At 67.1% G+C, this 24070-nt stretch carries 32 protein-coding genes; 1 reads left to right on the top strand and 31 read right to left on the bottom strand.

Translation table 11 applies throughout. The features are described from left to right. Positions 1–5 precede the first annotated feature (5 nt). From RIC54_RS24040 to RIC54_RS23940, 20 genes are all read right to left on the bottom strand, one after another. Entirely contained in the window at positions 6–341 is a 336-nt protein-coding gene (locus RIC54_RS24040; RefSeq protein WP_350088038.1) for a hypothetical protein, read from the bottom strand. A 21-nt stretch (positions 342–362) separates the two neighbouring features. After that, positions 363–1031, bottom strand: coding sequence for a hypothetical protein (locus tag RIC54_RS24035; RefSeq protein WP_350088041.1), 669 nt, complete (start codon positions 1029–1031; stop codon positions 363–365). Then, on the bottom strand, positions 1028–1840 hold the full coding sequence (locus RIC54_RS27085) for a glycine-rich domain-containing protein (protein ID WP_502990182.1): 813 nt from the start codon (positions 1838–1840) through the stop codon (positions 1028–1030). Before RIC54_RS27085 ends, RIC54_RS24035 begins: the two co-directional genes overlap by 4 nt. Before the next feature lie 8 nt (positions 1841–1848). Beyond that, entirely contained in the window at positions 1849–2262 is a 414-nt protein-coding gene (locus RIC54_RS24020) for a hypothetical protein (protein WP_350088044.1), read from the bottom strand. A gap of 13 nt (positions 2263–2275) precedes the next feature. Beyond that, the gene (locus RIC54_RS24015) at positions 2276–3037 is read right to left on the bottom strand and encodes a hypothetical protein (protein ID WP_350088047.1); all 762 of its coding nucleotides are present in this window, start codon (positions 3035–3037) and stop codon (positions 2276–2278) included. Continuing rightward, positions 3034–5160 (bottom strand): hypothetical protein, encoded by a 2127-nt coding sequence (locus RIC54_RS24010; protein ID WP_350088050.1) that lies wholly within the window; start codon positions 5158–5160, stop codon positions 3034–3036. The genes RIC54_RS24015 and RIC54_RS24010 overlap by 4 nt, the downstream gene beginning before the upstream one ends. Continuing rightward, the gene (locus RIC54_RS24005; protein ID WP_350088053.1) at positions 5157–5879 is read right to left on the bottom strand and encodes a phage adaptor protein; all 723 of its coding nucleotides are present in this window, start codon (positions 5877–5879) and stop codon (positions 5157–5159) included. Before RIC54_RS24005 ends, RIC54_RS24010 begins: the two co-directional genes overlap by 4 nt. 25 nt (positions 5880–5904) lie before the next feature. Continuing rightward, entirely contained in the window at positions 5905–6549 is a 645-nt protein-coding gene (locus tag RIC54_RS24000) for a hypothetical protein (RefSeq protein WP_350088056.1), read from the bottom strand. Next, complete coding sequence (locus RIC54_RS23995) at positions 6550–6873, bottom strand: hypothetical protein (RefSeq protein WP_350088059.1); 324 nt, start codon at positions 6871–6873, stop codon at positions 6550–6552. A gap of 72 nt (positions 6874–6945) precedes the next feature. Continuing rightward, positions 6946–7824, bottom strand: a complete 879-nt coding sequence (locus tag RIC54_RS23990) for a hypothetical protein (RefSeq protein ID WP_350088062.1) — start codon at positions 7822–7824, stop codon at positions 6946–6948. A gap of 64 nt (positions 7825–7888) precedes the next feature. Next, a complete protein-coding gene (locus tag RIC54_RS23985; protein WP_350088065.1) occupies positions 7889–8200 on the bottom strand; it encodes a hypothetical protein in 312 nt (103 codons plus the stop codon). Positions 8201–8265: 65 nt separating this feature from the next. Next, positions 8266–9279: a N4-gp56 family major capsid protein gene (locus RIC54_RS23980; protein ID WP_350088068.1), complete on the bottom strand. Its 1014-nt coding sequence runs from the start codon at positions 9277–9279 to the stop codon at positions 8266–8268. Between the two features lie 17 nt (positions 9280–9296). Beyond that, complete coding sequence (locus RIC54_RS23975; protein WP_350088071.1) at positions 9297–10274, bottom strand: hypothetical protein; 978 nt, start codon at positions 10272–10274, stop codon at positions 9297–9299. Positions 10275–10327: 53 nt separating this feature from the next. Next, positions 10328–10573, bottom strand: a complete 246-nt coding sequence (locus RIC54_RS23970; protein ID WP_350088074.1) for a hypothetical protein — start codon at positions 10571–10573, stop codon at positions 10328–10330. After that, the gene (locus tag RIC54_RS23965) at positions 10573–10890 is read right to left on the bottom strand and encodes a hypothetical protein (RefSeq protein ID WP_350088077.1); all 318 of its coding nucleotides are present in this window, start codon (positions 10888–10890) and stop codon (positions 10573–10575) included. The genes RIC54_RS23970 and RIC54_RS23965 overlap by 1 nt, the downstream gene beginning before the upstream one ends. A gap of 12 nt (positions 10891–10902) precedes the next feature. Then, positions 10903–13110 (bottom strand): hypothetical protein, encoded by a 2208-nt coding sequence (locus RIC54_RS23960; RefSeq protein WP_350088080.1) that lies wholly within the window; start codon positions 13108–13110, stop codon positions 10903–10905. A gap of 104 nt (positions 13111–13214) precedes the next feature. After that, complete coding sequence (locus RIC54_RS23955; RefSeq protein ID WP_350088083.1) at positions 13215–15053, bottom strand: phage terminase large subunit; 1839 nt, start codon at positions 15051–15053, stop codon at positions 13215–13217. 7 nt (positions 15054–15060) lie between these two features. Then, positions 15061–15660: a terminase small subunit gene (locus RIC54_RS23950; protein ID WP_350088086.1), complete on the bottom strand. Its 600-nt coding sequence runs from the start codon at positions 15658–15660 to the stop codon at positions 15061–15063. Next, positions 15660–15893: a hypothetical protein gene (locus RIC54_RS23945; RefSeq protein WP_350088089.1), complete on the bottom strand. Its 234-nt coding sequence runs from the start codon at positions 15891–15893 to the stop codon at positions 15660–15662. Before RIC54_RS23945 ends, RIC54_RS23950 begins: the two co-directional genes overlap by 1 nt. Further along, on the bottom strand, positions 15893–16141 hold the full coding sequence (locus RIC54_RS23940) for a hypothetical protein (RefSeq protein ID WP_350088092.1): 249 nt from the start codon (positions 16139–16141) through the stop codon (positions 15893–15895). Before RIC54_RS23940 ends, RIC54_RS23945 begins: the two co-directional genes overlap by 1 nt. Before the next feature lie 110 nt (positions 16142–16251). On the opposite strand from RIC54_RS23940, the gene RIC54_RS23935 reads away from it, so the two are divergent. Continuing rightward, positions 16252–16446 (top strand): hypothetical protein, encoded by a 195-nt coding sequence (locus RIC54_RS23935; protein WP_350151508.1) that lies wholly within the window; start codon positions 16252–16254, stop codon positions 16444–16446. 130 nt (positions 16447–16576) lie between these two features. Here the strand turns inward: RIC54_RS23935 and RIC54_RS23930 are convergent, their stop codons facing one another. From RIC54_RS23930 to RIC54_RS23880, 11 genes are read right to left on the bottom strand one after another with little or no spacing between them, the layout of a single operon-like run. Further along, positions 16577–17419, bottom strand: a complete 843-nt coding sequence (locus RIC54_RS23930; protein ID WP_350088098.1) for a hypothetical protein — start codon at positions 17417–17419, stop codon at positions 16577–16579. A 38-nt stretch (positions 17420–17457) separates the two neighbouring features. Further along, a complete protein-coding gene (locus tag RIC54_RS23925) occupies positions 17458–18435 on the bottom strand; it encodes a hypothetical protein (RefSeq protein WP_350088101.1) in 978 nt (325 codons plus the stop codon). Beyond that, positions 18435–19934 (bottom strand): replicative DNA helicase, encoded by a 1500-nt coding sequence (dnaB, locus tag RIC54_RS23920; RefSeq protein WP_350151506.1) that lies wholly within the window; start codon positions 19932–19934, stop codon positions 18435–18437. The genes RIC54_RS23925 and dnaB overlap by 1 nt, the downstream gene beginning before the upstream one ends. After that, the gene (locus RIC54_RS23915) at positions 19931–20281 is read right to left on the bottom strand and encodes a hypothetical protein (protein WP_350088109.1); all 351 of its coding nucleotides are present in this window, start codon (positions 20279–20281) and stop codon (positions 19931–19933) included. Before RIC54_RS23915 ends, dnaB begins: the two co-directional genes overlap by 4 nt. Beyond that, positions 20278–21537: a DNA-methyltransferase gene (locus RIC54_RS23910; protein ID WP_350088112.1), complete on the bottom strand. Its 1260-nt coding sequence runs from the start codon at positions 21535–21537 to the stop codon at positions 20278–20280. The genes RIC54_RS23915 and RIC54_RS23910 overlap by 4 nt, the downstream gene beginning before the upstream one ends. Next, positions 21534–21944: a hypothetical protein gene (locus RIC54_RS23905; protein WP_350088115.1), complete on the bottom strand. Its 411-nt coding sequence runs from the start codon at positions 21942–21944 to the stop codon at positions 21534–21536. Before RIC54_RS23905 ends, RIC54_RS23910 begins: the two co-directional genes overlap by 4 nt. Next, positions 21941–22552, bottom strand: a complete 612-nt coding sequence (locus tag RIC54_RS23900; protein ID WP_350088118.1) for a hypothetical protein — start codon at positions 22550–22552, stop codon at positions 21941–21943. The genes RIC54_RS23905 and RIC54_RS23900 overlap by 4 nt, the downstream gene beginning before the upstream one ends. Continuing rightward, complete coding sequence (locus RIC54_RS23895; RefSeq protein WP_350088121.1) at positions 22549–23010, bottom strand: hypothetical protein; 462 nt, start codon at positions 23008–23010, stop codon at positions 22549–22551. Before RIC54_RS23895 ends, RIC54_RS23900 begins: the two co-directional genes overlap by 4 nt. Continuing rightward, positions 23007–23291, bottom strand: coding sequence for a hypothetical protein (locus RIC54_RS23890; RefSeq protein ID WP_350088124.1), 285 nt, complete (start codon positions 23289–23291; stop codon positions 23007–23009). The genes RIC54_RS23895 and RIC54_RS23890 overlap by 4 nt, the downstream gene beginning before the upstream one ends. Continuing rightward, the gene (locus RIC54_RS23885; RefSeq protein ID WP_350088127.1) at positions 23288–23491 is read right to left on the bottom strand and encodes a hypothetical protein; all 204 of its coding nucleotides are present in this window, start codon (positions 23489–23491) and stop codon (positions 23288–23290) included. The genes RIC54_RS23890 and RIC54_RS23885 overlap by 4 nt, the downstream gene beginning before the upstream one ends. Next, complete coding sequence (locus RIC54_RS23880; RefSeq protein ID WP_350088129.1) at positions 23488–24069, bottom strand: hypothetical protein; 582 nt, start codon at positions 24067–24069, stop codon at positions 23488–23490. The genes RIC54_RS23885 and RIC54_RS23880 overlap by 4 nt, the downstream gene beginning before the upstream one ends. Position 24070 lies beyond the last annotated feature (1 nt).

Below are 24070 nucleotides of genomic sequence, written 5' to 3'. Positions count from 1 at the left end.
GACCATTACTGCCCTCCCGGTCCACTGCCGCGACCGCGGCGTTCGTTGTCGATCCAGCGTTCCAGGCGGGCGCCGAGGTCCGTGATCGCCTTCTCCAGCTTCTCAAAGCCGCGATCCATGGATGCCGCCGTGGCGAAGCGGGTGGCCGCCTCGATCTTGAACTGCGTGAGGTCGTCGCGCAGGCCGCTCAGGCGGGCGTGCAGGTCGGCCGCCATCTCCTCGCGGCGGCGCTCCAGGTAGCGCACGACGGCCCACAGGCAGGTGCCGCCTGCGAACATGAGCCCGCCGACGAACACGGCGATCTGCACCATCGACGCGGTGATTGCGGCATCAGGCGGCATCGCTGGCTCCGTTGATTTCGGTCATGCGGACCAACCGGCGGCCATGCCGCTTTCAATGGTGTCCAGGGCGTCGTGGTCGGCGGCGGCGTCGATCGCGACGTAGAGCGCGTTCTGCCGCCCTTCGCAGAAGGCCACATGGCTGTCGATGACGCCCAGGGCGGCTGCGGCCAGAGCGGGCGTCAGGTCGAGCGGCACGTCCGCGCTGGTGACCACCGCCATCGACGACAGGGACGACGCCTCCATGTGCGCCTTGCCGCGTTCCAGTTTGACGACGGGATCGGTCGTCGTGGCGATCGGCGTGGTGACGCCTTCGGATATCGTCAGCGTGGTGCCCGCGTCAGCGTGGGTGCGATAGAGCGCCTTCACGGCCGCTTTCATTGCCACCTTGCGCGCCGCAACCGACAAGTTCACCACCGTCCACGACCGCGTGACCGTCGATGTCTCAGCATCCGGTGTGTAGACCGGACCGCTGTGCGTCTTGCCGGGCGAGAGCGCCGGCTTGGCGTCGTCGTAGACCCGCCACAGGCCTTTGCCGACCAGATCGGCGACGGGTGGGTGTTGCGCCGCCCCGAGGTCGGCCATCGAGGCCCAGGACAGGCCGCGATGACGGGCCGGGATCGGGATCGCCTCGCCGTCCACGGTCGGACCGGAGAGCGTTACCCAGCAGACGAGGTTCGTTGACGTTGTCATGATGCAAGCACCCAACTCTCTGCCACTTCGAACGCCGGCGGCGTTACCGGCCCCATGATCAGAACGACACCAGGCGCGCCGGCCCCGCCGTCACGCGTGCCGGAAACGCCCTCACCGCCACCGCCGCCGGCGCCATAACCTTCGCCGCCGCTACCGCCAGCGCCGGGCGCATCGCCCCCGTTGACGACATCGGAGTCGATCACCACGCCACCACCACCGCCACCACCACCGTTGGGTGATCCGGCAGCGCCACCGTCGCCCGGCGTCAATGTCCAGGCATCGGCAAAAAGCGCGATGGCTACATCAAGCGGGTGAGATCCAGAGCCCGTTCCAGCAGTCGTGCTCGATCCGTTCGAACCGCCGGCCGTAGCTGGACTGCCGTGTCCGCCCGCAGAGAACCCGCCATTGCTTGAGTTTCCGTTGGCTTGAGAGCGCCCGCCCGGCGGACCGGCGACGGACACTTTCCCCACGATGGCCGATGTGCCGCCGTCGCCCCCGTTCGCGGTTGACCCTGTGCCTGCAGCGCCACCGGACCCGACGGTGACGCTGGTGGCCTCGTCCTTGTCCATTTGGAACCAGGCGACTCTGACGAGACCACTTGGCCCGCCGGAAGCGTTGTCGTCACCGCCTCCGGCGCCACCTGTTACGACAAGGCCCAGATACCAACCGGTGGCCGAAGCCGTGAACGTGTCACTCGACGTGAACTTCTCGAACTGAGTTGGAGTGACCGTCGCGGCGCCTGCCGAAGCCCTCGCCTTGGCGCCCAGCACCCGCCCCAAAGGCCGCCCGAGCGGCCCGCCGCCGAGCATCGCCATGGTCAGTAATCCTGGTAGGAGGCGATGAAAACGACGCCGTCGGTCAGGGCGACCGAGATGCCGGCATAGAGTTCGGCGCCGGCCGAGAGGTAGAGCGGCGCGTCCTCGGTGTATCCGAAATCCACCTCCGCCGGCGCGTCGGTCGTCGACACCGTGTCGGCGGCGATCGCCACGGCCTTGATCAGGCGTTTGGTCGTGCCGCTGTCAATGGAATGATAGAGGTAGCCGACCATGGCGCCGCTCACGGTGGCGCGCGGCAGAGCCTTCAGGTGGCCGATCCGCGACCCGTTGGCGCCGGCCGTCAGCAGCAGTGCCGTATCGTCCGGGCTGTCGGTCAGCGTGGTGTTGGCGGCCGCGACCGAGACGGCGGCCGACTTCGGGGCCTGCGGCCATGCGGCTGTATCAGTGACGGGCATCGTCTGTCTCCGATCAGAGTGTGAGGGCGTAGGCGGTGGCGATCGTGACGGCGAAGTTCTTGGTCAAGGCGAACGTGACGGTCTCGTTGCCGCCGTCGTTCTGCGTGCTGCGCGTGATGCCGTCGCCGGCCAGCATCTTGGTTTCCAGATCACCCGGCGTGGTGTCGTCGACGGACACCTTCACGCCGTTGACCGCCGCAGCCGCGTCGATCGCCGATGCCGCTGCCTCCCCAGCCTTGGTCGTGGCGATCACTGCCTGCGCGGTGGAGATGCCCGCCTGTGTGGTTGCCGTTGATGCCTGGGTGCTGGCGGTGCTGGCGCTGGCCGCTGCCGCCGCTGCGCTTGCTGCCGCCGCGGTGATGTCGGCGCCGGTGTAGCCGACCGCCTGCCATACCGATCCGTCGCACCGCAACTCGACCATGGCGCCGGCGATCAGGTCACCTGCGATCAGGGCGTCACCGTTCGGCCGTTTGATAGCGGCCGGGCCGACCCCGTCGACATCCACCGTGACCGCAGCGGTGTTGGTGGCGGCGACCTTGAAGCGGACGCAGTCGCCTTCGGTGTAGGCCGTCACCGTGAAAGGCATCGTCAGGGTGATCGCGTTGGCGGTACCGCCGACCGCGGAGGCGTACTGCACCCGGCCGCGCTTCAGGACGCCCTCTTCCGGGATCAGCGCGAATCCGTCCTGGATCGCCTGAAGTTCATCGGCAATCGGCGCTGCGCGCCCAAGCGTGTTTCTCGATGGCGGGTTCGCAACCGTGTAGTAGGCCGTCATCGCGATTGTTTCCTCTTGGTGTCGAGGAGCCGCACGCCGTGCAGGGTGTGCGCCCGCTCATAGGTCGATGCCGATATGACCGTGATCGAGATGTTGCGGCCCTGGCCGTCGATCCGGGCGGATGCCTCGCCCTTCACCGGCGCGGACCAGATGAACTGGTCCCATTGCATCTCGTCCCAGAACCCGCCACCGCCGCGCACCGTGAAGGTCTGTTCCTGGGCTGGGGCCTGATCGGGGTCCGCGTAGGAATACTCGGCCGTCAGTGCCAGGACGGTTGCCGCATCGGCATCAAGCTCGACCACCGCCTTGTGGAAGCGCTTGTTGGCATCGGGCGAGCCGATGTTGTTGAAGGCCAGGCGGCAGAACGCCAGGACCTCCTCGCCATCAAACGAGGTCCCCTTGTCGAGTTGGTAGACCATGCCGTCCTCGTCGCCGAGGAGCATCACTTCCACACCGTTGGCGTCCTCGCCCGAGCAGGCGCAGGCCACGCTGATGCCGAGATCGAAGATGCCGGATTCGGGATACTGGCGGCCGAAGTAGATGGTCACGCCGGTGCCGTCGGCATAGTAGACCCGGTACTGGCCTCGGTTGCGGCAGCGCAACGTGGCGACCGGGAACACGCCGTCGTCGATCTTCTTCTTGAAGTACGGATGGATCGCCTGGCTGACCGAGCCCATGTTGAAATCGCCGAACCGCTGGGTCGCCGTCATGTCGCGCACGCCGGCGTCGTCGATGTAGAGCGGCCTGCCAATGCGTTGTGCGGTGTGGGCCATCGCCCCGGCGTCATCGGCCAGCGGATCCAGGCGGAAATCGTTGATGTCGTTGCCGCTCAGCACCGACACGCGGCTGCGCCCGAACACCACCATGATGCCGAGGACGTCAGCCAGCAGGTCGGTGATCTCCTGGCCGAAGTAGTGGGTTCCGGATCCGGTGGCGACGATATAGTCGTAGGGCTCGCCGATTGACGAGTTCTTGAGACCGCCACCCGGGAACACCAGCCAAAGGTGCTCCTTGTGGGCGGCGACCCGCGACGGCGTGTCGGTGGTCTCCCCGGTGACGATCGGCACCAGGACCGTTCCGTCCCAGTCGTGCGCCGTGCCGACCCCGTTGGCGAAGTACATGCGGAACCGGGCCGGATCGCCGTAGAAGTTATGGTTGGCGAAATCGTAACGCCCGCCGGCCGGCAGGGTGATCGCCGCCGAGTCACCGCCGATCGTGGCAAGGTTCAGCGATGCGCCGACGTCGAGGTTCTCGCTCTGGAAGGTGCCGGTCTGGCCGGACAGGATGAGACGGCCCACAGCGTCGCCTGCCGCCCAGGACCCGGACGACACGATGACGCGCTCCACGGTGGCGGTCGCCGCCGAGGTGGCGCCGGTGATGGTGTCCTGCTCGGCGATCGGCGTCGTGCCACCGGAGGTGAAGGCGACCGAACGGCCGAAGGATTGCGCTACCCAGCCCGACGTCGTCGCCTTGTGCATCACGCCGGCGGTGGCGCCGACGTTGTCGCGGAACGCATAGCGGTCGCCATTGAACAGCCATACCCCGCGCACCGGCCCGGAGCCGGGCACGGCGGCGATTTGGGTTCGGGCATAGGCGACAGCGGCGCGCAGCCAGGTGGTGTCGTCGGTGTCGTTGCTGGCGCCACGCTCGGTTGCCACCCCATCGGCGACCACGACCGTCGAGGCGCTGACCTGCAGGTTCTCGTTGTCCTGGAAGGTGCCGTTGACCTGAGTGAGCACGATCGTGCCGGTCGCGTCCGATCCGCCGTAGCTGCCGGTCACCGCGGCGACGTTGTAGAGCGCGATTCCGGTTGCTCCCGAGGTGGCGCCGGTGACGACGTCCTCGGCCATGATCTGCGTCTGGCCCTGGTCGAAGTCGATCGTCCAGTAGCTGGCGGCCGATGGTGCCGGCCGGCCGTCGGTGCGCTCGTTGCCGTAGACCCGGGCATACCCGCCGACGTCCGGTTCGTAGTTGACGCCCGCGATCATCCGGCCCGGCGGGGTGCGGATCGCCGGCGACACCAGGTCGAGCCCACCGGCCAGCGCGAACGACGTGCTGTCCCAGGGGTGCCGGCGGCTCAGCGGCAGGGTGTAGCGCGAGCGCATGTGGGCCGCCCCGATCATGCGAGCGGATCCCCATATTCGAACCGCGGCGTCGGCAGCTGGTCGCGGCGAAGGTCCGACAGCATCGTGCGGTATTCGATCTCGGCACCGGCGTAGGCCAGGGCTGCCTCGTCGAACCGGGCCAGCTTCATCATGGCCTTGTACTTGACGATGTTGTGGAACCGGGCCGGGCACAGCGGCTCGTCGGCGTTGGCAGCCAGGACCTGGGGTGTGCGCTCGTAGGGTCCGCGCAGGGTGTAGGCCGCATCCGGCTTCGGGCCGAGCCAGAGCGAGTTGTCGGGCGCTACCGCCACGACACGCGGTGCGTTCGCGGTTTGGGTGCCACGCAGGTAGACCCGGCTGTAGTCGTCCCAGTCGACGACCCGCAGCGGGTACTCATAGCCCTCGCCGTCCGACGTCTTGTAGATCGTCAGGCCGTCGTTGTAGTGGTCGGACCGCTGATCGTCATCGACCAGCCAGCGCGCGAAGTCCGAGATGCCGAGCGTGGCCGGCGTGTACTGGTCGGTGTTCGCGACGATGGTGGCCGCGGTGAAGCGCTTGCGCAGGAACCGCCAGCCGTTGTCGCTGTTCTGGATCTCGACCCAGCCGTCGCGCACCCACAAGACCACCCTCCGCAGGTCTGCCTGGTTCTGGGCGAGCACCGACGTCGGCAGGCCGGTGCCGCCGATCACGCCCGACTCCAGGGCCGTGTCCTGGCAGAGTTGCAGATAGGTGGTCATTGGGTGCGCCTCGGTGCCGTTTCGATCAGGCCGCCTGCGCGACCTTCTCGCGCGGCACCAGGATCGTGTATTCGGGCAGCCGCTTGACGATCAGCGAGTGGCGCTGAACCTCAGTCGGGATCATTGCCCCGCCGTTCTCCTCCTGGGTGTAGTCGGTACCCCTGGCCTCCATCAGAGCCATGATGAAGGGCTCGGCAACCTCGCAGTCCTGACCCCGAGGGATGAACATCTGGCGACCGTTCGGAGCGACCGGCACATCGTGCTTGCCGTCGAAATCATTGGTCTTCGGGATCAGGATCTTTCCCTTGGGCCAGTTGTTGAAGTCGACGTAGCGCAGAGGCTTGCCGTCGGTGCCGACCAGCACGCCGCCGAGTTCCTTGGCGCGGTCGCGGGCCGCCTCGTAGCCCATGACGGTCACGGTCACGTTGTCGCCGCTGACATCAATGACCGTCTCCTGGCGCGACAGGCGGGCTTCCTCTCGGTCGGCCTCCCCGTCGTCCGGCATGTTGATGTAGTCGTCGTCCTCGATGCCGAGTTCCTTGACCTTCGCCCGCAGCTTCTCCAGCGAAGTGTTCGGCTGGATGTTCGGCAGACCCTGGATCTTGCTCAGGTAGGCGACCAGTTGCTCCTGGGTCGCCTGGCCGGCGAGCACGCGATAGTCCTTGGCCATTCAGTGATACTCCTCGGTTTCGAAGGTGACGCCGGCCGCCTCGGTGAGCGCCGGCAGGAAGATCCGCGGCACGTCCTCGACCCACTTCCCGATCGGGAAATGACGGACCTTGCCGTTGGTGTTGATGGTCGGGCCGCTGGAGATGTGGAAGGCGGTCACCTTCACGCGCACCATGCCCGTGCGGCGGGCGGCGACAGCCAGCAGGCGCTCGGCCTCGACGATCATCTGATCCTTGAGCAGGGTGGTGGGGATGTCGCCGCCGTGATCAGCGGCCCAATCCGCGATCTGCGACTTTGTCATCCGTGAGAAGTCTGGGTTGTCCATTGTCTGTCCTCTCTGAGGTCCGGACCCCGAAATGCCCCGGGGTCCGGTACAGGTCTCAGGCACGCCAGCCGATCAGGACGTCCGGCCCTGCATGACGTGGATGTAGTCGACGGTCGCGGTCACCTGGTTGGCCGACCGGTTGCCGATGACGATGCACGGGGTCAGGGCAACCGAGGTGGTCACCGCGTCGGCAATGGCGGCCCCGATCGCGACCCCGTTCACGTAGCCGATCAGCGCACCGGCCGAGGTGATCTCGGCCCGCAGGGTGACCATGGTGCCGTCGGTCGGCGCGGTACCGCTGTAGGCCGGGGTGGTGTCGGCGCCGGCTTTCACGCCACCGTGGCACCACTGCTTCGTGGTGGCGTCGACGTCGTAGACGATGCCGGCCGCGTCGGTGGCGTCGCTGTCGATGTCGGCGGCATTCATGAAGATCGGCAACTCCACCGTGGTGCTGATGGTGTCGGTGAAGCCGACGAACAGCACCGCCTCGGACACGTCGTCGATCGCCAGCCGGACCTCGATGGCAAGGTTGCCCTCGCTCGCCTTGAAGTTCAGTTGGTCGAGGGTGAGGCTGGTGCAGTTGGCCGCGTGGGTGCCGTCGTCGCTGGCCGACTTCAGGGTGATCCGGCCGTTCAGCCCGTTGGCCACCGTCGTGGCGGCCTGGTTCCCGGTACCGGAACCCGCGGTCGAGGAGATCCGCCCGTCGATGCCGGCTGCCAGGAAGTCGTCGAAGAAGACCACCTTCTGGCTCGGGTCGACAGCCTTCAGTTCGGCCTGCGGGACGTTCAGGCCGTCCAGGACGTTGATCTCGGCGGCGGACGCGGTAACGCCTGCCACCGCATTGAAGTCGCCATCGACGAAGGCCGTCAGCAGACGGAGCAACGCGGTCGAACCCGTCTCGACGGCGATGACGTTCAGGTGTTCTCGCGCCTGCGCTTGGTTGAGAGCCACTGGCTCCTCCTTTCCTGAAGGGGTCAGGCGGGCCGAGGGCTACCCGGCCACGCCCTGCCCGTGGTTACTCGACGTGGCGGAAGGCCACCCAGTCGATCACCTTGGCGTTGGTGCAGATGTCGGTGCCGAGGGTGATGCCCTTGCCCGCGCTCGAGGAGCCGGCGTAGGGCGTCATGCCGTCGGCCGCGTTGAGCACCGGGCCCGCGGTGGTGATCGTGGCGATCGAGGTGCCGTCGGCCATGTTCGAGTTCCACTCGTGCGTGGTCGTGCCGTCGGTCCGGTTGAAGGTCTTCACGTAGTCGGGGATCCAACCGATGGAGAGGTTCACCGCGACACCGGCGCCGGTGAACGAACCGGTGCGGAAAGTGTTGGCCATGTGCATGGTCCTTTCACTGGGCGAAGCCCGGCGGACCTGAGCCCGCCGGGTTCACCGGGTTACGATCAGGCGAGTTCGGTCGCTGCGACCTCGAGGCGAGCCATCCAGGTGTCGTTGAGGATCACGGCCTGGTAGTACGCCTTCCAACCGACCGACCCGCGCTGGCCGAGCGGATCACCACCACGCGGCGTGTCGGGGTTCAGCACCTTCGGGCTGATCGCGCCCCGGCCCTTCAGCGGCACGTGCCCGTAGGACTCCATGCCGATGTAGACCACCGGGAACACGTCGGCCTTGGTGCCGGTCGTGGTGACCATCGCGGTACCGCTGTCGGCGTAGTTGCCGCCGGCATCGGCGAAGTAGTCGAGATCGGGCGAGGAGATGTAGCGCACGTCCTCGACCGCCCCGAGTTCCTCAGGGCACAGCGGCTGGCGACTGCCGTACTGCGCGACCGGGATGAAGCCGGCCATGTTGCGGATGTCGGATTCCACGTTGGTGTGGCAGAAGGCGACATACGCGGGCTCGACCGAGCGGGTGGCGTATTCCTCCGACGGCGAGAGCATCTTGGTGACCTTCTTCGCCTTCTGATTCTTCAGATAGCGAACCACCGCACGCTGCTTGGCCAGCGTGATCGGGGTGTTGATGTCGGTCTGGGCCGCACCGTTCGCCCGGTACACGGCCGTGCCGGCGCGGATGACGCCCCAGCAGATCGCCTCGGTGGTACGCGCCGCCTGCTCGCCGCACTGCTGCGACATATCCCGCAGGACCGGGTCCTCCGAGGTGTCATGGACGTAGTCGGAGATCTCGAAGTAGGCGCCCCACTGGCGCATCTGGACGGCGACGTCCTCGTAGGCCAGCTTCTGCGCGGTCGGGGTGACGCCCTCGACCAGCGGGACGTTGACCCGCGAGGCCGGGATGACCCGTCGGAACTTGGCGTTATCCGCCTTGTTCTTGGGCAGGGGGTGGGTCTTGCCGAACTTGGAGAGAACCAGAACGGGCTCGGCATGCGACAGCATGTCGACCATCGCGTAGACGGCCGTCCGCTGGGAGATATCGCCGTAGGTGGTCGTCTGACCGGCCATGGCACTGCCTCATGGAGTTACGCACGGGCGCGCTCCTGCTGCTTCTTGGCAACCGCCTGTCGGAACAGGGCGTCCTCGGTATCCGCGGCGCCGCCGTTACCGGCGGGGGCCGAGGCCGGGCGGCCTTCGACTGTGACGGAGGTTTCAAGCTGGGCGGCACGTCTACCCGCGTCGGGTTTCGGATTGGGTTTGCTTGGGTCAGGTGCCCCTGCGGCTGGCGCGGTGGTCGCGCGGCCGGTCTGGAACTTGAACAGATCGAGGACCTGGGCCAGTTCGGCGCCGTTCTCGGAGGTGTCCAGGATCTCTGCAAAGCGCGGGTTTGCGACCTTCCATGTCGCAAGATCCGCGCTCTGGTAGATCTCGAACCAGTCCTTGTGGCGCGTGGCGAGGACGTTGATCTGTTCGGATGCCTGACGGTCGTAGCGCTCGTGGGCGAGTTCGCCGACGGTGCTGGTGGTGTCCTGGACTGCCCGTCGGGTTTCCTCGACGAGGTCGACCACGGGGGCCAGGTCGGGATAGTCCTCCCGCAGCTTCTTCAGGGCCTCGGCCGAATCCGGTTTGGTGCCTGAGTCATTCCCCGCCGTGCCCGGTTTCGGGGCGGCGGCCTTGAGTTCGTTCAGTTCGCGCTGTGTCGTCGACAGCCGGCCGTTCGTTGTCCGAAGGGCCTGGACCGCGTCGTCGTACAGCTTCTTGGTCTCGGGCGGGACGGCTGCCCACGGGTCCGGCTTGGTGCCGGCCGCGGGGGTCGTCTCGGTCTTCGCACCACCGGCGACGGTGTCGGCGGCGGTATCGGAGGCGTCGTCCTGACCTGCAGCAGCCGCAGCAGCGTCGCCATCGTCCCGGGCCGGGTCCGAGCCCGGTGCCGTGATGGTGTCGCCGTTCCCGTCGTGACGCTCCTTCACCGCCTCGGCGAACATCGCGTCGATGTCGCCGTCAGCCTCATTGGCCGTGACGGTGTCGTTCTGCGTATCGGTGGCGGTCGTCAGGTCAGTCAAGTCCGTCTCCGTTGTTGAGGGGCCCGGCGCGTGCCCGGGTGCCCTCGGGGTCGTCAGGTCGATTCGATCGAGTATCCCTTCGAGGCGGCCGCAAGGCCTGCCTCGACCGGATCGATCTCGGCCAGGGTGATCAACTGGGTGAAGATCGCGATGCGCTCGCGCAGGCACTCGGTGGTCACGGCGTCGAGCCCGCGGACTTCCAGCTTGGTGCGCGCGCTGCTCCGCTGCTCCTCGGCCCACTCGGTGATGGCGTTCCAGGTCATCGAGTGCCGCTCGATGCGCTCGCGGTATTCAGACATCAGCGCATCTCCGTCACGCCGAGGACGCCGCCGGACGACGCCTGGATTGCGGCCACGCGCGTAGCGCCGGCGGGCAGCTTGAACATCCGCTCCATGCCGGCAGGCATGAGGATACCGGCGGTGGTCGCGGTCACCGTTTCATCGCCAAAGACGATGTGGCAGACGGTGGTGGCGACCAGGACGACGATCGTGGTGTCGCTGGCAAAGTCGGTGGCGGTGCGGGCCGTCGTGCCAGAGACCGTCACGTTCTGGTTCGGACCGGGCACGAACACCCGGTTGATGATCTCGTTGGCGCCGTCGCGGGCTTGGAATGGCATGGTCTGGCGCTCCTAGATGTTGCCGCCGGCGTGTTGGCCGGTTCGTTCGGCCACGGCCGCCTCGACGGCGGTGATCCGTTCCTTGCTCTCGATTTCCGATTGCTTGAGCCACGCCTTCGAGCGCAGTTCCTCGATCGTCATGTTCAGCTTCTCGGCGAGGGTCATCATCGCGGTCTGGTGGGCGAGTTGGGCGACCCGCTCGCGGCTGTCGGCCTCCATCTTGGCGATCTGCGCCATGGTCTCGTACTTCACGGTATCGGGGTCGGGCGGCGGCGGGTTCTTGGCGACCTCGGCGGCCTGGCGCTCCATCTCCTGGCGGATCTCGTCGTCCGTCATCAGGATGTCGTCGGCCGAGAGCATCATGGCCTGCGCCAGCTTGCGGGCGGCCTGGATGTTCTTCACGAACGGGGCCAGCTGCGGGTGGCCTGCCGCCATCGTCAGGAAGCGCATGATGTTCTGCGCCTGGATGTCGCGGACCAGCAGCACCGCACTGCCGCGGGCATCGACCTCGACGTCGCCCTTGATGTCCTCGCGCTTGTTGAACTGCATGTTCCAGTGATAGAGGCGCTCGATGTTCGGGACGGTCATGTCGTCGTCCCAGTTGCGCACAGCACCGCGGAACACGACGTTGGCCGAGTTCATCAGAAGCGACAGGCCCTCGGCGGTCTTGGTCGCCTGTGCGCCGCCCTCGCCCTGGGCGACCGGCGGCATCGAGGTCTCGGCGTCGCCGAACTCCCGGGCCAGTTGGATGATGGCGGCCAGCGCCGGCTGGTTCGACGGGATCTGCACCACCTCGATCGCCGGGCGGGTCGCCGGTGGCGCGTCGGCACGGCGGCGGAACACCTTGCGGGCGTGGATCGTCCACTTGCCGTCGACGGGGTAGACCTGCGCGTCGTCGATGATGACCGGCGGGTTGGATGAGATCGACGCATTGTCCATCATCGCGCGCCACGCGCCGTTCATGGCGGCCTGGCTGTCGCGCATCAGGTAAGGCACGCCGAAACCGAACAGGCTGCCGTCGTCCTGCTCAAAGTTGGCGATCGAGTAGATGCTGTCGGAACTGTCGAGGAGGTGGGGGCCGAACTTCAGCACCCGGCCCTGGCTGAACCACACCACCGCCCGGTAGCTTTCGAGCGGATCCGCCTCCAGGTACTCGAGCATGGTGGCCTTGCGGTCCTCGTCGGCAAGCGACAGGACGAGGCTCAGCATGTCCTCGGGCTCGATCTCGCCGTGGAACTCCCAGACGTGCCAGCGCGTGTCGAGCGCGCGGTGGTTGGTCCCGGTGATCTCGCGCAGTTGGGAGATGTACGTCGGGATGACGTCGGGCTTGCCCTCGGTCAACAACTCGGCGATCGACTCGCGCAGGAAGCCGGGCTTCTTGGCGGTCTCGCGGAGTTCCTTCGGCGTGAACAGGTGGCGCTCGTAGTCGAATGAGCGCTGGTCCGGCCGGACCGCCGACATATCGGGAAAGAAGTTCCAGATGTCGACGTTGGTGAAGCTGGGCCGCGGGTCGTCGACCTGCTGCATCGACCATCCGCCGTCCGATCCGTGGCGCCCCCAGCGGCGTTGCAGCCGGCCGGTGAGCACCGGGCCCTTGAGCACGGCGGTGCCGAGCTTGCACATCGACTTCAGGGCCTGGCGGGAGGCGATGTTGTAGCCGCACTCGCGCAACTGGTCGCGCAGCACCTCCTGCATGGCGGCGGCGCGGCGCTGGGCTTCCTCGATGGTCGAGCGCAACTCGCCGGCGCGGTTGGCCAGGGGCTCAGCCTGCTGGGCGATCCTCTCCGCGCCCTCGGCGTCTCCGCGGCGCGACAGGTTGTTGGCAATCGCCAGCTTCTTGCGCAACTCGCCGTTGACGCGCTCCCCCTCGTCCATGAGTTCCGGCACCGGGGTCGGCTTGATGCCCCAGTTGTCGTCGTCGGTCGGGAACAGCAGGTCGGACAGGCGTCGCTGCCAGGCGTGGGTGGTGGCGCGGGTTTCGTTGATGAAGACCCGCGACTTGTTGCCCTTGGCCAACTCGCTTTCGGTCAGGGGATCGTAGCGGCCGCTGTGCTGCCGCGTGTCCTCGATCATCCGGTCTTCGATCAGTTGGCGATCGGCGACCTGCTCGTTGGCCTGTATCGACAGCTTGTCGACGAGTTCCTCGATGCGGTCACGGATCTTCCGATCCGCCGCCCCAGGGTCTACCGGGCCTGCATCGATCTCGTAGGCCAGGGCCATTCCCGCGCCTCAGGTGGTGTGCCGAGGCGTGCAGGCTACATCATCTGGCCGTTAATCGAAAGGATTTCTCTATTGACGAATGTTCATCGAATAGAATTGTCCTATCAATAGCCCGCCTTGAGGTCGGCAATCCCGTCGGTAACGAGGCGACCGCTGTCGACGGTGGCGGTGGTGGCGATGCGGTTGCCGCTGCGCACCAGGTCGGCGAGGCAGGACATGAAGCGGCCATCCTCAATCGGGCGGCCCTGCTCGTCGCGTCGGTAGAGGCGGTAGGACATCGCGAAGTCGGCGCAGGTCGAAACCACCTTGAGGCGGCCGGTCGACATCCGGGCCCACACCGCGGCGATGCCGGCCTCGACGTCGTTCTCGAAAGGCTCGATCGCCCGCAGGCCGAGGGTCCGGTACAGCTGCACCACGTTGGCGCTGCGGTCGGTGGCGACCAGGGTGCCGGGGATCCAGTCGCCGCGTACCTTGACGGCGGCGGCGTGCACGCTCGGCTCGGCGTGCCGGCGGTGGTGCTCGGTGTAGACGTACATGCAGTCGATGCCACGGTCGATCGCGCACCAGAGCACCCAGCAGCGTTCGCCGTCGACGTGCATCGCGAAGGCCCGGGGCCAGAACCCGGGGATTTCCTGCGGCTTCACCGTGAAGTCGGCGAGCGGCATCTGGTAGATGTCACCTTGACCCATGGGCGGCACAAGCTCCGTGATTGCGTAGACAAGGGCGTCGAGGCGGTCGGGCGAGCCGGTGCCCTCGTATCCGGCGGCCGTCATGAGGCACATCTGGTTCTCGACCTTCTCGAAGGTCCCGACGTGGTGGACCCGGTGGGCGGGCGTGTCATAGAGAGCGGCTATCGGCTCGGCGCGCAGGTGCTTGCCGCGCTTGGCCCGCACGAGGCTGATGGGCAGGCCGGTGCGGACGCTGTCGAGGGTGTGGCGGACCATCTGGCCGCCCTGGTTGATCTCCGCGACGATCAGGTCGGCGCCCCACTTGTCGTACATCTCGATCGCGCGTGAGGCCCACTGTGCCGGCGTGCCGATGATCGAGGCGTCTTCCAGGACGTAGGCGTGGCCGTCGTTGCCGAGCCCGGCCACGATGATGCCGTTCTCGTCGGAGTCCTCCTCGGCCTCGGTCGCCGGGTCGATCGCCACCACGATGCGCATGATGACGACGGCATCGGGCTTCATGTGGCCGGGCAGCAGGGGGTGGTCGATCTGCTCTGGCGTGCGGCGGTTATCGGCGATGACCGATCGCGACCAGATCGCGCCGATGGCCTGGGGCTCGTAGTCGCCGAGCCAGATATGGCCATGGCGGATCGGGTTGTGCTGGCGATCGTAGATCTCGGCTTGGCGCAGCACGTCGGGGAGCCAGGGGTTGTCGTAGAGGTTGACCTCGATGACGACGGAGTCCGGTGGCGGGTTCGGCCCGCGCAGCAGGACGTCGATCGCGTCGGTCGCGGCCGTTGGGTTCCACGACGCCCAGATTTCAGACCCGTCCTTTCGAATCGTTGGGATCAGCAGTTCGAGCGACCGCTTGCTCGCGGTGTGCGCCTCCTCGAACCATGCGCCGTCGAAGCCTTCCAGCGACTTGATGCTTTGGGCGGTGAAGTCGTTCATGCCCTTGAAGATGATGAGACCGCCGCCCGGGGTACGGATCTCGGTCTTCAGGATGCCGAAGTCACCGGCAACGCCGAGGCTCCTGATCTTGTCCTCGAGCAGCAGCTTGACGCTCTGCTTCAGGTCCTGCTGGACCTCGCGCAGGCAGGCCCAGCGCAGGCCCTGCTGCGCCTCGGCCTTGGCGATCAGCAGTTCACCGAATGTGTGGGACTTGGCCCCGCCGCGGCCACCGTGGATGCCCTTGTAGCGGGCCGGCTTGACCAGCGGCAGCAGCTTGCGCGGGATCCGGATGCGGATCGTCCGGCCGATCGGTCCGCCACCGTCCACGGGTCGGCTACTCCTCGCCTGCGTTATCCGGGGCTGGGTTGGCCGGGTCGACCACCTCGATGATCACCCGGGTGGTGGCCTGCAGCGCGCCGCCGTCGTGCCCGACCAGCATGTGCTTCTTCACCGCCCCTTCCATGCGCAGGTAGGCTTCCAGCTTCTCCAGGGAGCCGCCCTTGTCGTGCATGACCACCTCGATGCCGTTGGCGGTCTGCTTCACGGACTTGATGGCGGCGCGGACGTGCGGGGGCAGTTCGTGGCTGGGCTTGGAGAAGACGACGCCGCGCAGCACCACGGTCTTGCCGTCCTCGGACGTGGTGACCTCGTTGCACCAGGAGACCACGTCGGTGATGTCGGCGAGGGCAATCGCCTTGTACTGGCCAAGCACGTGCTCGGCATCGAGGTCGGCCTGGGCGGTGCGGACGGCCAGGATGGCGCGGACCTTCTTCTTGACGACGTCGAGTTGGAGCCAGCGGTGGCCGGTCTGCTTCGCGGCCTTGGGATTGGCGCCGGCCTCGATCGCGGCCTCGGTCGCGTTGAAGTTGACCGCGTAGCGTGCGGCGAAGACGTCGTAGCGGTGATCCTGGGTTTCGGGGCGCATGACGGGCATCAGACCGCACCCCTCGACGCCATTGCCCGGCGAACGTCGGCCTCTTGGTCCGGGTGCACCACGTAGACATCTCGCCGATCGATGACGCACATTGGCTCGTCTGGCCTGATAGCCCGCATGCGCTCCAGCAGTCGCCGGGCGTGCAGCACATTGGCCGGTTTCGGCGGTGCGACGCCGATTGCCAGGGCAGGAGCGACGATGGCCGTGGTGGCCAGCAGGTCACGGCGGTTCATCAGGCGGGTTCCTCGCGGGTACGGTCCACCGGGCTCCTGACATCCTTCACAAACTGGCCCAGCCACGGCGCCTTGCAGTGCGGGCACGGGCGGATCATGAGGTGTTTGACCGGCTCCTGCGCCTCGGGGTCGATCCGCTCCAGGTCGTCCGATCGCGGGCAGCTGTCAGGCACGGCGTAGATATCGACGGCTACTCGGTACAGCGGGTGGCCGTTCTCGCAGGTGACGATGTGGCCGGCGCGGACCATCAGGCACGCCCTCGTACGCCGGCGGTCGTCAAGCGAGCGATCCAGTGCTCATTGAGGATCGTCGCCCTGTAGAGGACCTCCCAGTTAACGTAGGAACGTTGACCGAGGGGGTGGCCGACAACTGCAGCGCGCTCTACGGCCGCGCCAACGAGTCCCATCTTCGGCGCGATGCCGAGAGTCACCGCAGTGCCGAGGAAGCCGGCCAGCAGCGCACGGCGGTTCAGGTGGTCGCGCTGGCGCTGGTCACGATTGGCGGCGGCCAGGGTCTCGCGGGGGTCGGCGACCGATATCATGTCGATCATTGACGTTCTCGATCCGTTTCACGTGAAACGATAGGGATACTCTATCACGAGCCGGCCGCCCGCGTCGTTGCCCGGGCCGCCCAGGACGTGGCGCGGGACGATCTGCAGGGCGGTGGTGGCGTGGAGGGTCATGTCAGGCGCCCTTCATTCGATTGCAGGCGGCCACGGTGATCTGCCGCAGGTGATCCGCCTCGCCGTCCATTGCGACGAACAGCGTGGCCGGGTCGATCTGGTAGCGTCGGCACTCGTCAGCCAACTCCCGAATGAACGCCACCGGCACGCCGTGGACCTGCTCGGGCGGGTCGATGATCTTGGGTGGCTTCGTGCCAGTCAGGCGCAGCACCCATTTCGCCAAGTGCGGGGCGGCCTTCGCGGCGTCAAGTATCGCGCCGGGATCGGTGGATGCGTTCGCCTTCAGCGTCCGTTCAGCGACGCGGCGGATTCCGTGCAGGTCGTAGTCGTGCCCGGCCACGTCCCGCACTTCCTCGACCGGCTTCGCATCCGATCCAGACAGGTCGACGACATCCGCCGGCATCTCGTACGGGGCGCCCTGGCGCGACAGGTCCTCGACCGGCTCCCCGAAGCAGCGGGGTTCCTCGGTCGGTTTCGAACGGTCAACAAGGCCGTGCCTCATGCGGCATTCGGTCATCAGGCAGGCCGCGCACTCGTCGGGGAGCTTATGGGTGCCGCAGGTCCAGCAATAGACGTGACGGCGATCGTTCTGCAGCCCGGTCGCCGCACCCTCAACCTCCACGCCCATCGCGACCAGCGCCTGGCGGTGCTTGTCGGCCTGCTCGCGCATCGCCGCGACAATCGCCTGCCGCACCGGCAACGTGGCCGTGATCGACATCTGGCGATCGTTGGTCATCACTTCCGGGAACCCGGACATCGTGAATTCAATCGCGTCGGCAATCTCAATCCATCGCCGCATCTCCCGCAGATCGTCGCGGGCACGGTCGAGGTCGTCGGCTTTCATGCGGCCATTCTCCGGGTCTGAGGGTTGGTCAACCTGTGTCACGAGGGGTCACCTTGGGCTTCGATCTTGGCGATCTCGGCCTTGGCCCATCGGTCGAGCGCCTGCTCGTCGCCGAGGTTGGCCCGGCGTTCGATCTCGGGGCGGTGGGCCTTGGACATGCGCAGCAGCCTCGCGAAGGGGCGTTCGAGCACCAGGCCTTGCGGTCCGGCCGGGGTTGCAGCCGCGGCGGCGATCGTGGTCTTGCGCTGGGTGACGAGGCGGGTTGCGATCTTCTCGACGTAGCCCGGACCGGGGAGTTTCTGGCCGGTGGTGGAGCGCTTGGCGTCGTTTGCGGCGGCGCGGATCTCGTCGTCGGTTGCGCCGGCGAGGCGTAGGCGGGTCATTGCCATCGAGGCGTTCCACCACCGTTGGTCGGTGCTGGCGTCGACACCGAGGATGTTCTGGACCTCCTCGGCCATGGCCTGATCGTGGGTTTGATCTCCCCCCTGCGATTGACCTTCACCACCACCACCTGGGTCGCCGTCGTGCGCGGAGTCACGAGACTCGGTGGTGGTTATTCTTTCTTTCTGGCTTCTGGCTTCTGGCTTCTGGGTCTTAGGTCCCCTTGTAGGGGGGCTATTAGGGGCCCTATTAGGTTGAGGATTTTCGTCTTTGTTTTCAGCGGTTTGCTGCCACCGCTTTTTGACGTGTTTTCGTCCCTCTTGTGAGAGTTTTGACTCCCGCAACATGCGACGTGAGTAGATGCGACCGCTGCGATCACGGGAAAAAACGCCCCAGCGGGCTAGTTCACCCATGAGGGTTTCCACCTCGGTCTGCGGGCGGCCGACAGCTGTCGACACGCCCTCGACGTCGAGGGGATTGCCTGCGATGGTGAGGTAGCCTCGGGGGTCGCTTTTCGCGCAGATGCAGAGCATGCGCATCCACAGTCCCTGAGCAGCGAGAGAACACTGCTTCAGGCCTTCGTCCGAATCCCAGTCGGACCAGAAGAACTTGCTCCAGGGCATGTCGGAGGCCATCACACGAACCCCCTGATGCCGTTATCGATCACGCCGACGGCCAGGTTGCTGTAGAGCCGGACCGTGCTGGTGCCGCGGGAGCGGTGCTTGTCGATGATGATGTCCATCAGGTTGCGATTGGCCTCGATCTGGTCGGACCATGCCCCTTGCCGCGTGACGAAACTCGCGGACGTCTCGTTCGAGCGCTGCATGGGCTCTTCCTTGGCGAGGTAGTATTCGGCCCGGTATGCGAACATCACGACGTCGGCGTCCTGCTCGAGCGATCCTGATTCCCGAAGGTCCGCCAGGCGGGGCCGCTTGTCGTCGCGCTGCTCGACCGCGCGCGATAGCTGCGACAGGGCCAGGACCGGTATCTCCAGGTCCGTGGCGAGGGCCTTCAGTGCCATCGAGATCTGGCTGATCTCCTGGACCCGGTTCTCGACGGAGGCGCCGACACCGCGCAGCAGTTGGAGGTAGTCGATCACCAGCAGGGACAGGCCGTGCTTGCGGCGCAGGCGCACCGCGCGCCGGCGGATCTCGGGTACCGTGGTCGACCTGCAGTCGATGTGCAGCGGCCATCCGGCGATGTCCATGCGGGCGGCAACCAGCTTGTCGAAGTCGCTCTGCTCCAGGTCGCCGGCCTCCTGGCGCTCCTGGGTTATCCCCGACTCCATGGCCAGCAGGCGGGCACCGAGTTCGTCGGCCGGCATCTCGCGGGAGACGATGCCGACCGTCTTGCCTTGCCGAGCGAGGTTGCGCGCGATCCGAAGGGCGAGTGCGGTCTTACCCATCGCCGGGCGCCCGCCGAGAATATAGAACCGTCCAGGCATCAGCCCGCCGATCCTGCGGTCCAGGTCGGTTATGCCGGTCGATGCACCCGCCGCCTCCGCGCCCTCGCGCCAGATGGTCTCGGCGCGTTCCATGGCGACGTCGACGCCCGAGACGGCGGACACATACTCGCCTTTGGTGATGCCGTGGGCCTGGATCTCGTCGAGGTACTGCGTGGCGTGCGCCAGCAGCTTGTCGGCGTCCATCTCCTCGATGTCGTTGCCGCGACGAGCCTTCCACCACGTGTCGGAGGCGGTTGCGGCCATGCTCTGACCTGCGAGGATGATCTGCCGGCGGATGTAGCAGTCGCGGATCTCGCGGCCGTAGTCGGCGGCGTTGGTCAAGGTCACCACGGCCGCGGCCAGGCGCACAAGGTATGCGGCACCGCCGGTGTCCTTCAGCGCCTCGTCCTGGTCGAAGGTGCGCTTGAGCGTCACCGGGTTCGCGGTCTGGCCGCGCTCGATCGCCTTGGCGCACATCTCGAAGATCCGCCCGTTCACCGGATCCGCGAAGTGCTCCGGGCGCAGGAAGTCCGACACCGGGTCATAGGCTCTGTTGTTCACCATGATGGCGCCCAGCAAGCCCTGTTCGGCCTCCAGGTTGTGCGGCATCTCGCGGCCCGGGCCCATGGATGTGCCGTTTGAATTCGACGGCGCCCCGCCGCGGATCTGGTCGTTGCGTTCGGTCATCATCGTGACCCCGCCCCCCGCCGCGTGTCCGCCACGTCGCGGATATCGAGCCCGCGGGGCGAGGCATGCGTCGTCGTGTAGATTGCGGGCAGCCAGGACGGCGACCCGGCCAGCAGGTCCTCGTCCGGGTATTCGATCCATATGACCGCATAGACGACGACCGTGCGTCCGCTCGCGTCGATCGCAAAGATGCCGTTGCCGTGCCGGGCATCCTCATAGGTGTCATAGCCGGCAACCGTCATCTTGAGGTACCAGTGGCGCATGGCAGAGATCGCCACGCCGAGATCGTCGGTGCTGCGGAGTTCCCGTAAGACGCCTAGCGCGTCCTGTTCGAGCACGCGGTATGTCATTCGGCGGCCTCCGCGCTCGCGCAATCCAGGCCCTCGACGGTCACCACCGCGTGCATCAGGTGCGCCTCGATCCGCCGCCGCGCCATTTCGGCATAGGTCGGGCTGAGTTCGATCAGGACGGAGTTGCGGCCCAGCTGCTCGGCGACCAGCCCGGTGGTGCCGGCGCCGGCGAACGGATCCAGGACCGTGCCGCCGATCGGGCAGCCTGCTTTGATGCAGCGTTTAGGAATTTCGGGCGGGAACGTGGCGAAGTGGGCTTCCGGGAATGGACGGGTGGCGATCGTCCAGACGTTGCGCTGATTGCGCCCATTGCCACGGCCCACGCTGTCTAGGCCGGACTGATCACTACTCGCGTACTGTGCGTGCCTCGGCGGCAGGCCGCGCTTGCGGGGTGTCGCCAAGCGGCCAGTGGTGCGGTCACCGTGCTGCACGTTCGCGCCGTGCTTGTTCTTCCCGCCGAACACGCGAGTGCCGTTGTCCCAGTCGGGCACCGCTTCAGCTTCGCGCACCGCCTCGGCGTCGTAGAAGTACCGCGCGGATTTCGACAGCAGCCAGATCTTCTCATGGCTCGTGCCGGGTCGGTCCTTGATGCTTTCCGGCATCGGGTTCGGCTTGTGCCAGATGATCTCGGAGCGGACCCACCACCCGGCGTCCTGCAGGGCGATCGCCAACCGGTTGGACATCATCACGAGGTCCTTGGGCTTCAGGTAGCCGCCGGCGACGACGCGACCGCCATGGTCGTGTCTCGATTGCCGGTCGCCTGAACTGAACGCCCCCCGTTCAGTCGCGTGGCTGGGCGAGTAGAGCGGACCCTCGCCAGCGTCGCATCCCGCGACGACGCGGCCGCGGGGGTTGTGCGTGTTCTTGGCGCCGCCGCGGTATCCGCCACCTGACGCGCCGCCGGCCGGGTCATAAATCGCCCCGACCGTGCTGAACGGCTTGTCCCTGAAGCTCCGATCGTCGTTGCCGGCAGCCTTCGTCGCCGCTGCGCTGCGCCCGTTCGGTGCGGCCGCGTAGCAGTCGCCGTAGTTGATCCAGCAGGTGCCGTCCTTGCGCAGGACGCGGCGGACCTCAGCGAACACCGACACCATCGCTTCCAGGTGCTCGCCGAGGGTGCGCTCCAGGCCCAGTTGCCCGGGGACGCCATAGTCGCGCAGCCCCCAGTACGGTGGCGACGTGACACAGGTGTTGACCGACTCGTCCGGCAGCGAGCGCAGCGCCTCGAGGACATCGGCGATGATAATCCTGACCGTCACTCCGCCGCCTCCCCGCTGGACACTGTCTGCCAGCCGACCAGCGCAGCGGTGCCGCCGGACATCCGTCGCCCGTAGACCGTGGTGCGAACTTCGTGGTCGGCGAAACTGCCGCCGGACGCGGCCATGCGTGCGGCCAGGATGTCGTCAGCGTCGTCGGCCTGGTCGATCAGCGAGCGGTTCTGTGGCCAGTTCGCCAGCGTCTGGTCTTTGGTGACACCGCGGCGCAGGCCCAGGTGCTTGATCCTGGTCATGATCGCCGGGACGTTGCGCCCCATGGCGCCGGCGATGCTGGCGACCGTCCATCCGTCGGCGTACAGGGCGGCCAACCGCTCCTCGTCCTCCGGTGGCCAGTCGAGGTGCGATGGCGCGCGCTCCAGCCGACCGCGTCTGAGGGCGGGGTCTCTCATTGTGCCAGGCCCGCAATGTTGATTGTGGACCGGGCGCCCTTGCTGTCGAGGGTGACCACGCCCTCGGCGATCAGCGGCCACAGGGCCCGGCCGCACTCAGCACTCCCGATGCCCAGCGGCTTGCACAGACCCCTCACGGCCATCTCCTCGACGCCCTCGGCCCGCAATCCCGTCAGGTGCGCACGCAGGCGCTCCACGTTGTCCTGGTCAACAGGCGCGGACGGCGCGGCGCGCGGCTCGTCCACGACGACGTATGTGCGCGATTTCTGGCAGCCCTCGCGGCGCAGCCGTCCGATCTCCACCAGCCGGTTGGCCATCAGCGATACGGCGGCGGTGGTTACCTTCAGGCGCGCGCTAAGGTTGGCGTTGGCTGCCTGGTCGCCGAACTCACGCACCAGATCGAGGAACCTGGACTGCGCCGCGGTCAGCTTGCGGGAGCGCTTCGCCCGATCGCTGGCCGGGACCGTGTTGATTTTCTCGACCCGTTCGGAGGGGTGGGTGGTTTGCACGCCCCCGTCCCGCTCGGTCAGCGCCAGGGCGTGGCGCAGGGCGGCGATCTCGATCTCGCGCGTCTGGATCATCGTGCGCAGGGTGTCGGCGTGGTTCATGCCCGCACCCCTGCCAGGATGGCCGCCGCATACCGGGCGATCCGCTCGCAGGCGATGACGCCGCGGCGCTCGACCCGGGCCTCGGCACCATCGATGCCGGCACAGCGACACCGGCAGTCGAGCTCGACCCGCTCCCGAATCCCGGCCAGCGGCTCGAACGGATCCGGCAAGATCGTCAGGATCGGCAGGGCGGGTTCGGTTTCGACCCGTCGGCGCCAGCGGCGCGGGTTCAACCTGGCGCTCTTGCGCCCGACCGGCCTGGCACCCATCAGGCGGTACAGCCATGCCAGGTCCGCGACCTCGCCGTTCGGCCCGGGAGTGTGACCGCGCAGCACCAAGGTCATCGACTGACCGTCGACGACGAAGCGCAGCTTCGGGTGTTTGCCTTCGGTGTCGAGCACCACGTCGACGGCACCCAGGCGCCGGGCCTCGCGGATCAGGCGTGCGCGGTGGTTCATGACTTGATACCCACAGCGATCTCGATCGCCTCGCGTCGGCAGCGCATCCACAGCCGGTGAGCGGCCTCCCAGGACCCCTTGCCGGACGCAGCACGGCGGCGGGCCCGGCGATAGATCGCTTTCATGCTCCGAGAAACCAGCCTCCAGTGATCGCCACAGATCCAACGCTCGCCGTCCTGGATCTCGGTCTCGCCCTTCCGCCGACCGCGCGTGCGGGGGCAGTGCGGCACCTCGCAAAGGAGGCGGATGGTTCCGGAGGGATTGTGGAGCACGGCGATCATGTCGGCTCCGTCTCGATCACGGTGTGCTCGCCGCACCAGCCGTATGCCTCCGTCAGAGGCCACATCGACATCAGCCCGCGGTCGCTGCGCTGTGTCGTCGGCGGGAAACGGCGGCACTGGCCATTCGAGGCGGACGGCCTGCGGCTGGCGGACCAGTAGATGCAGTCCGAACACGCGAGTTGCTTGGTGTCGTCGCTCATGCCGCATTCCTTCGTGCCGCCTGCCGGTCGTGGAGCACGCACGACAGCGTGAAAATCCCGTCGAGTTCGTTGTCGCAGCACCTCAGGCCGAGAGCCCGACCGCGCTCCTTGCGCTTCGCCTTGTTGCTGTCCCGGCCGGTACCGACGGCCAGCATCTGCATGCGGCTGGTGTTCACCTCGGTGATCGGCACGCCGCGCATGGCGGCCACGGTCTCGCAGATCGCCAGGATGCCGAGCAGCTTGCGGATCGTGTCGGGGTTCGTGGTGCGCGTTCGCTTGCCGAACTGGTCCTTCTTCGCCGAGGCCATGTTCAGCCAGCCCTCGACCGATGCCTCGATCGCCAGGACCTGCGGCTCGAAGGTGTCAACCTTGTGGGTCAGCCAGTCCGAGAAGCGCAGATAGTAGGCGCCGCGGATGCCCTCGATCGTCCACACCCCGTGATGGTAGTGGCGCAGGGCTTCCTTGGCCGCCGCCTCGCCGCCCAGCAGGGGCGACGGTGCGGGCAGCGGCGGCGCGTGCTCGTCAGCAGCCGCCCACCCGCACGTAGTGCCGATGTCGAGAGCCAGGATATTGGCCATG

Origin of the sequence: Thalassobaculum sp. (assembly GCF_040219215.1) — a bacterium.
Classification (GTDB): Bacteria; Pseudomonadota; Alphaproteobacteria; order Thalassobaculales; family Thalassobaculaceae; genus Thalassobaculum_A.
The sequence above is the reverse complement of the archived record's forward strand: the minus strand, read 5'-3'. Positions and strand labels throughout refer to the sequence as shown.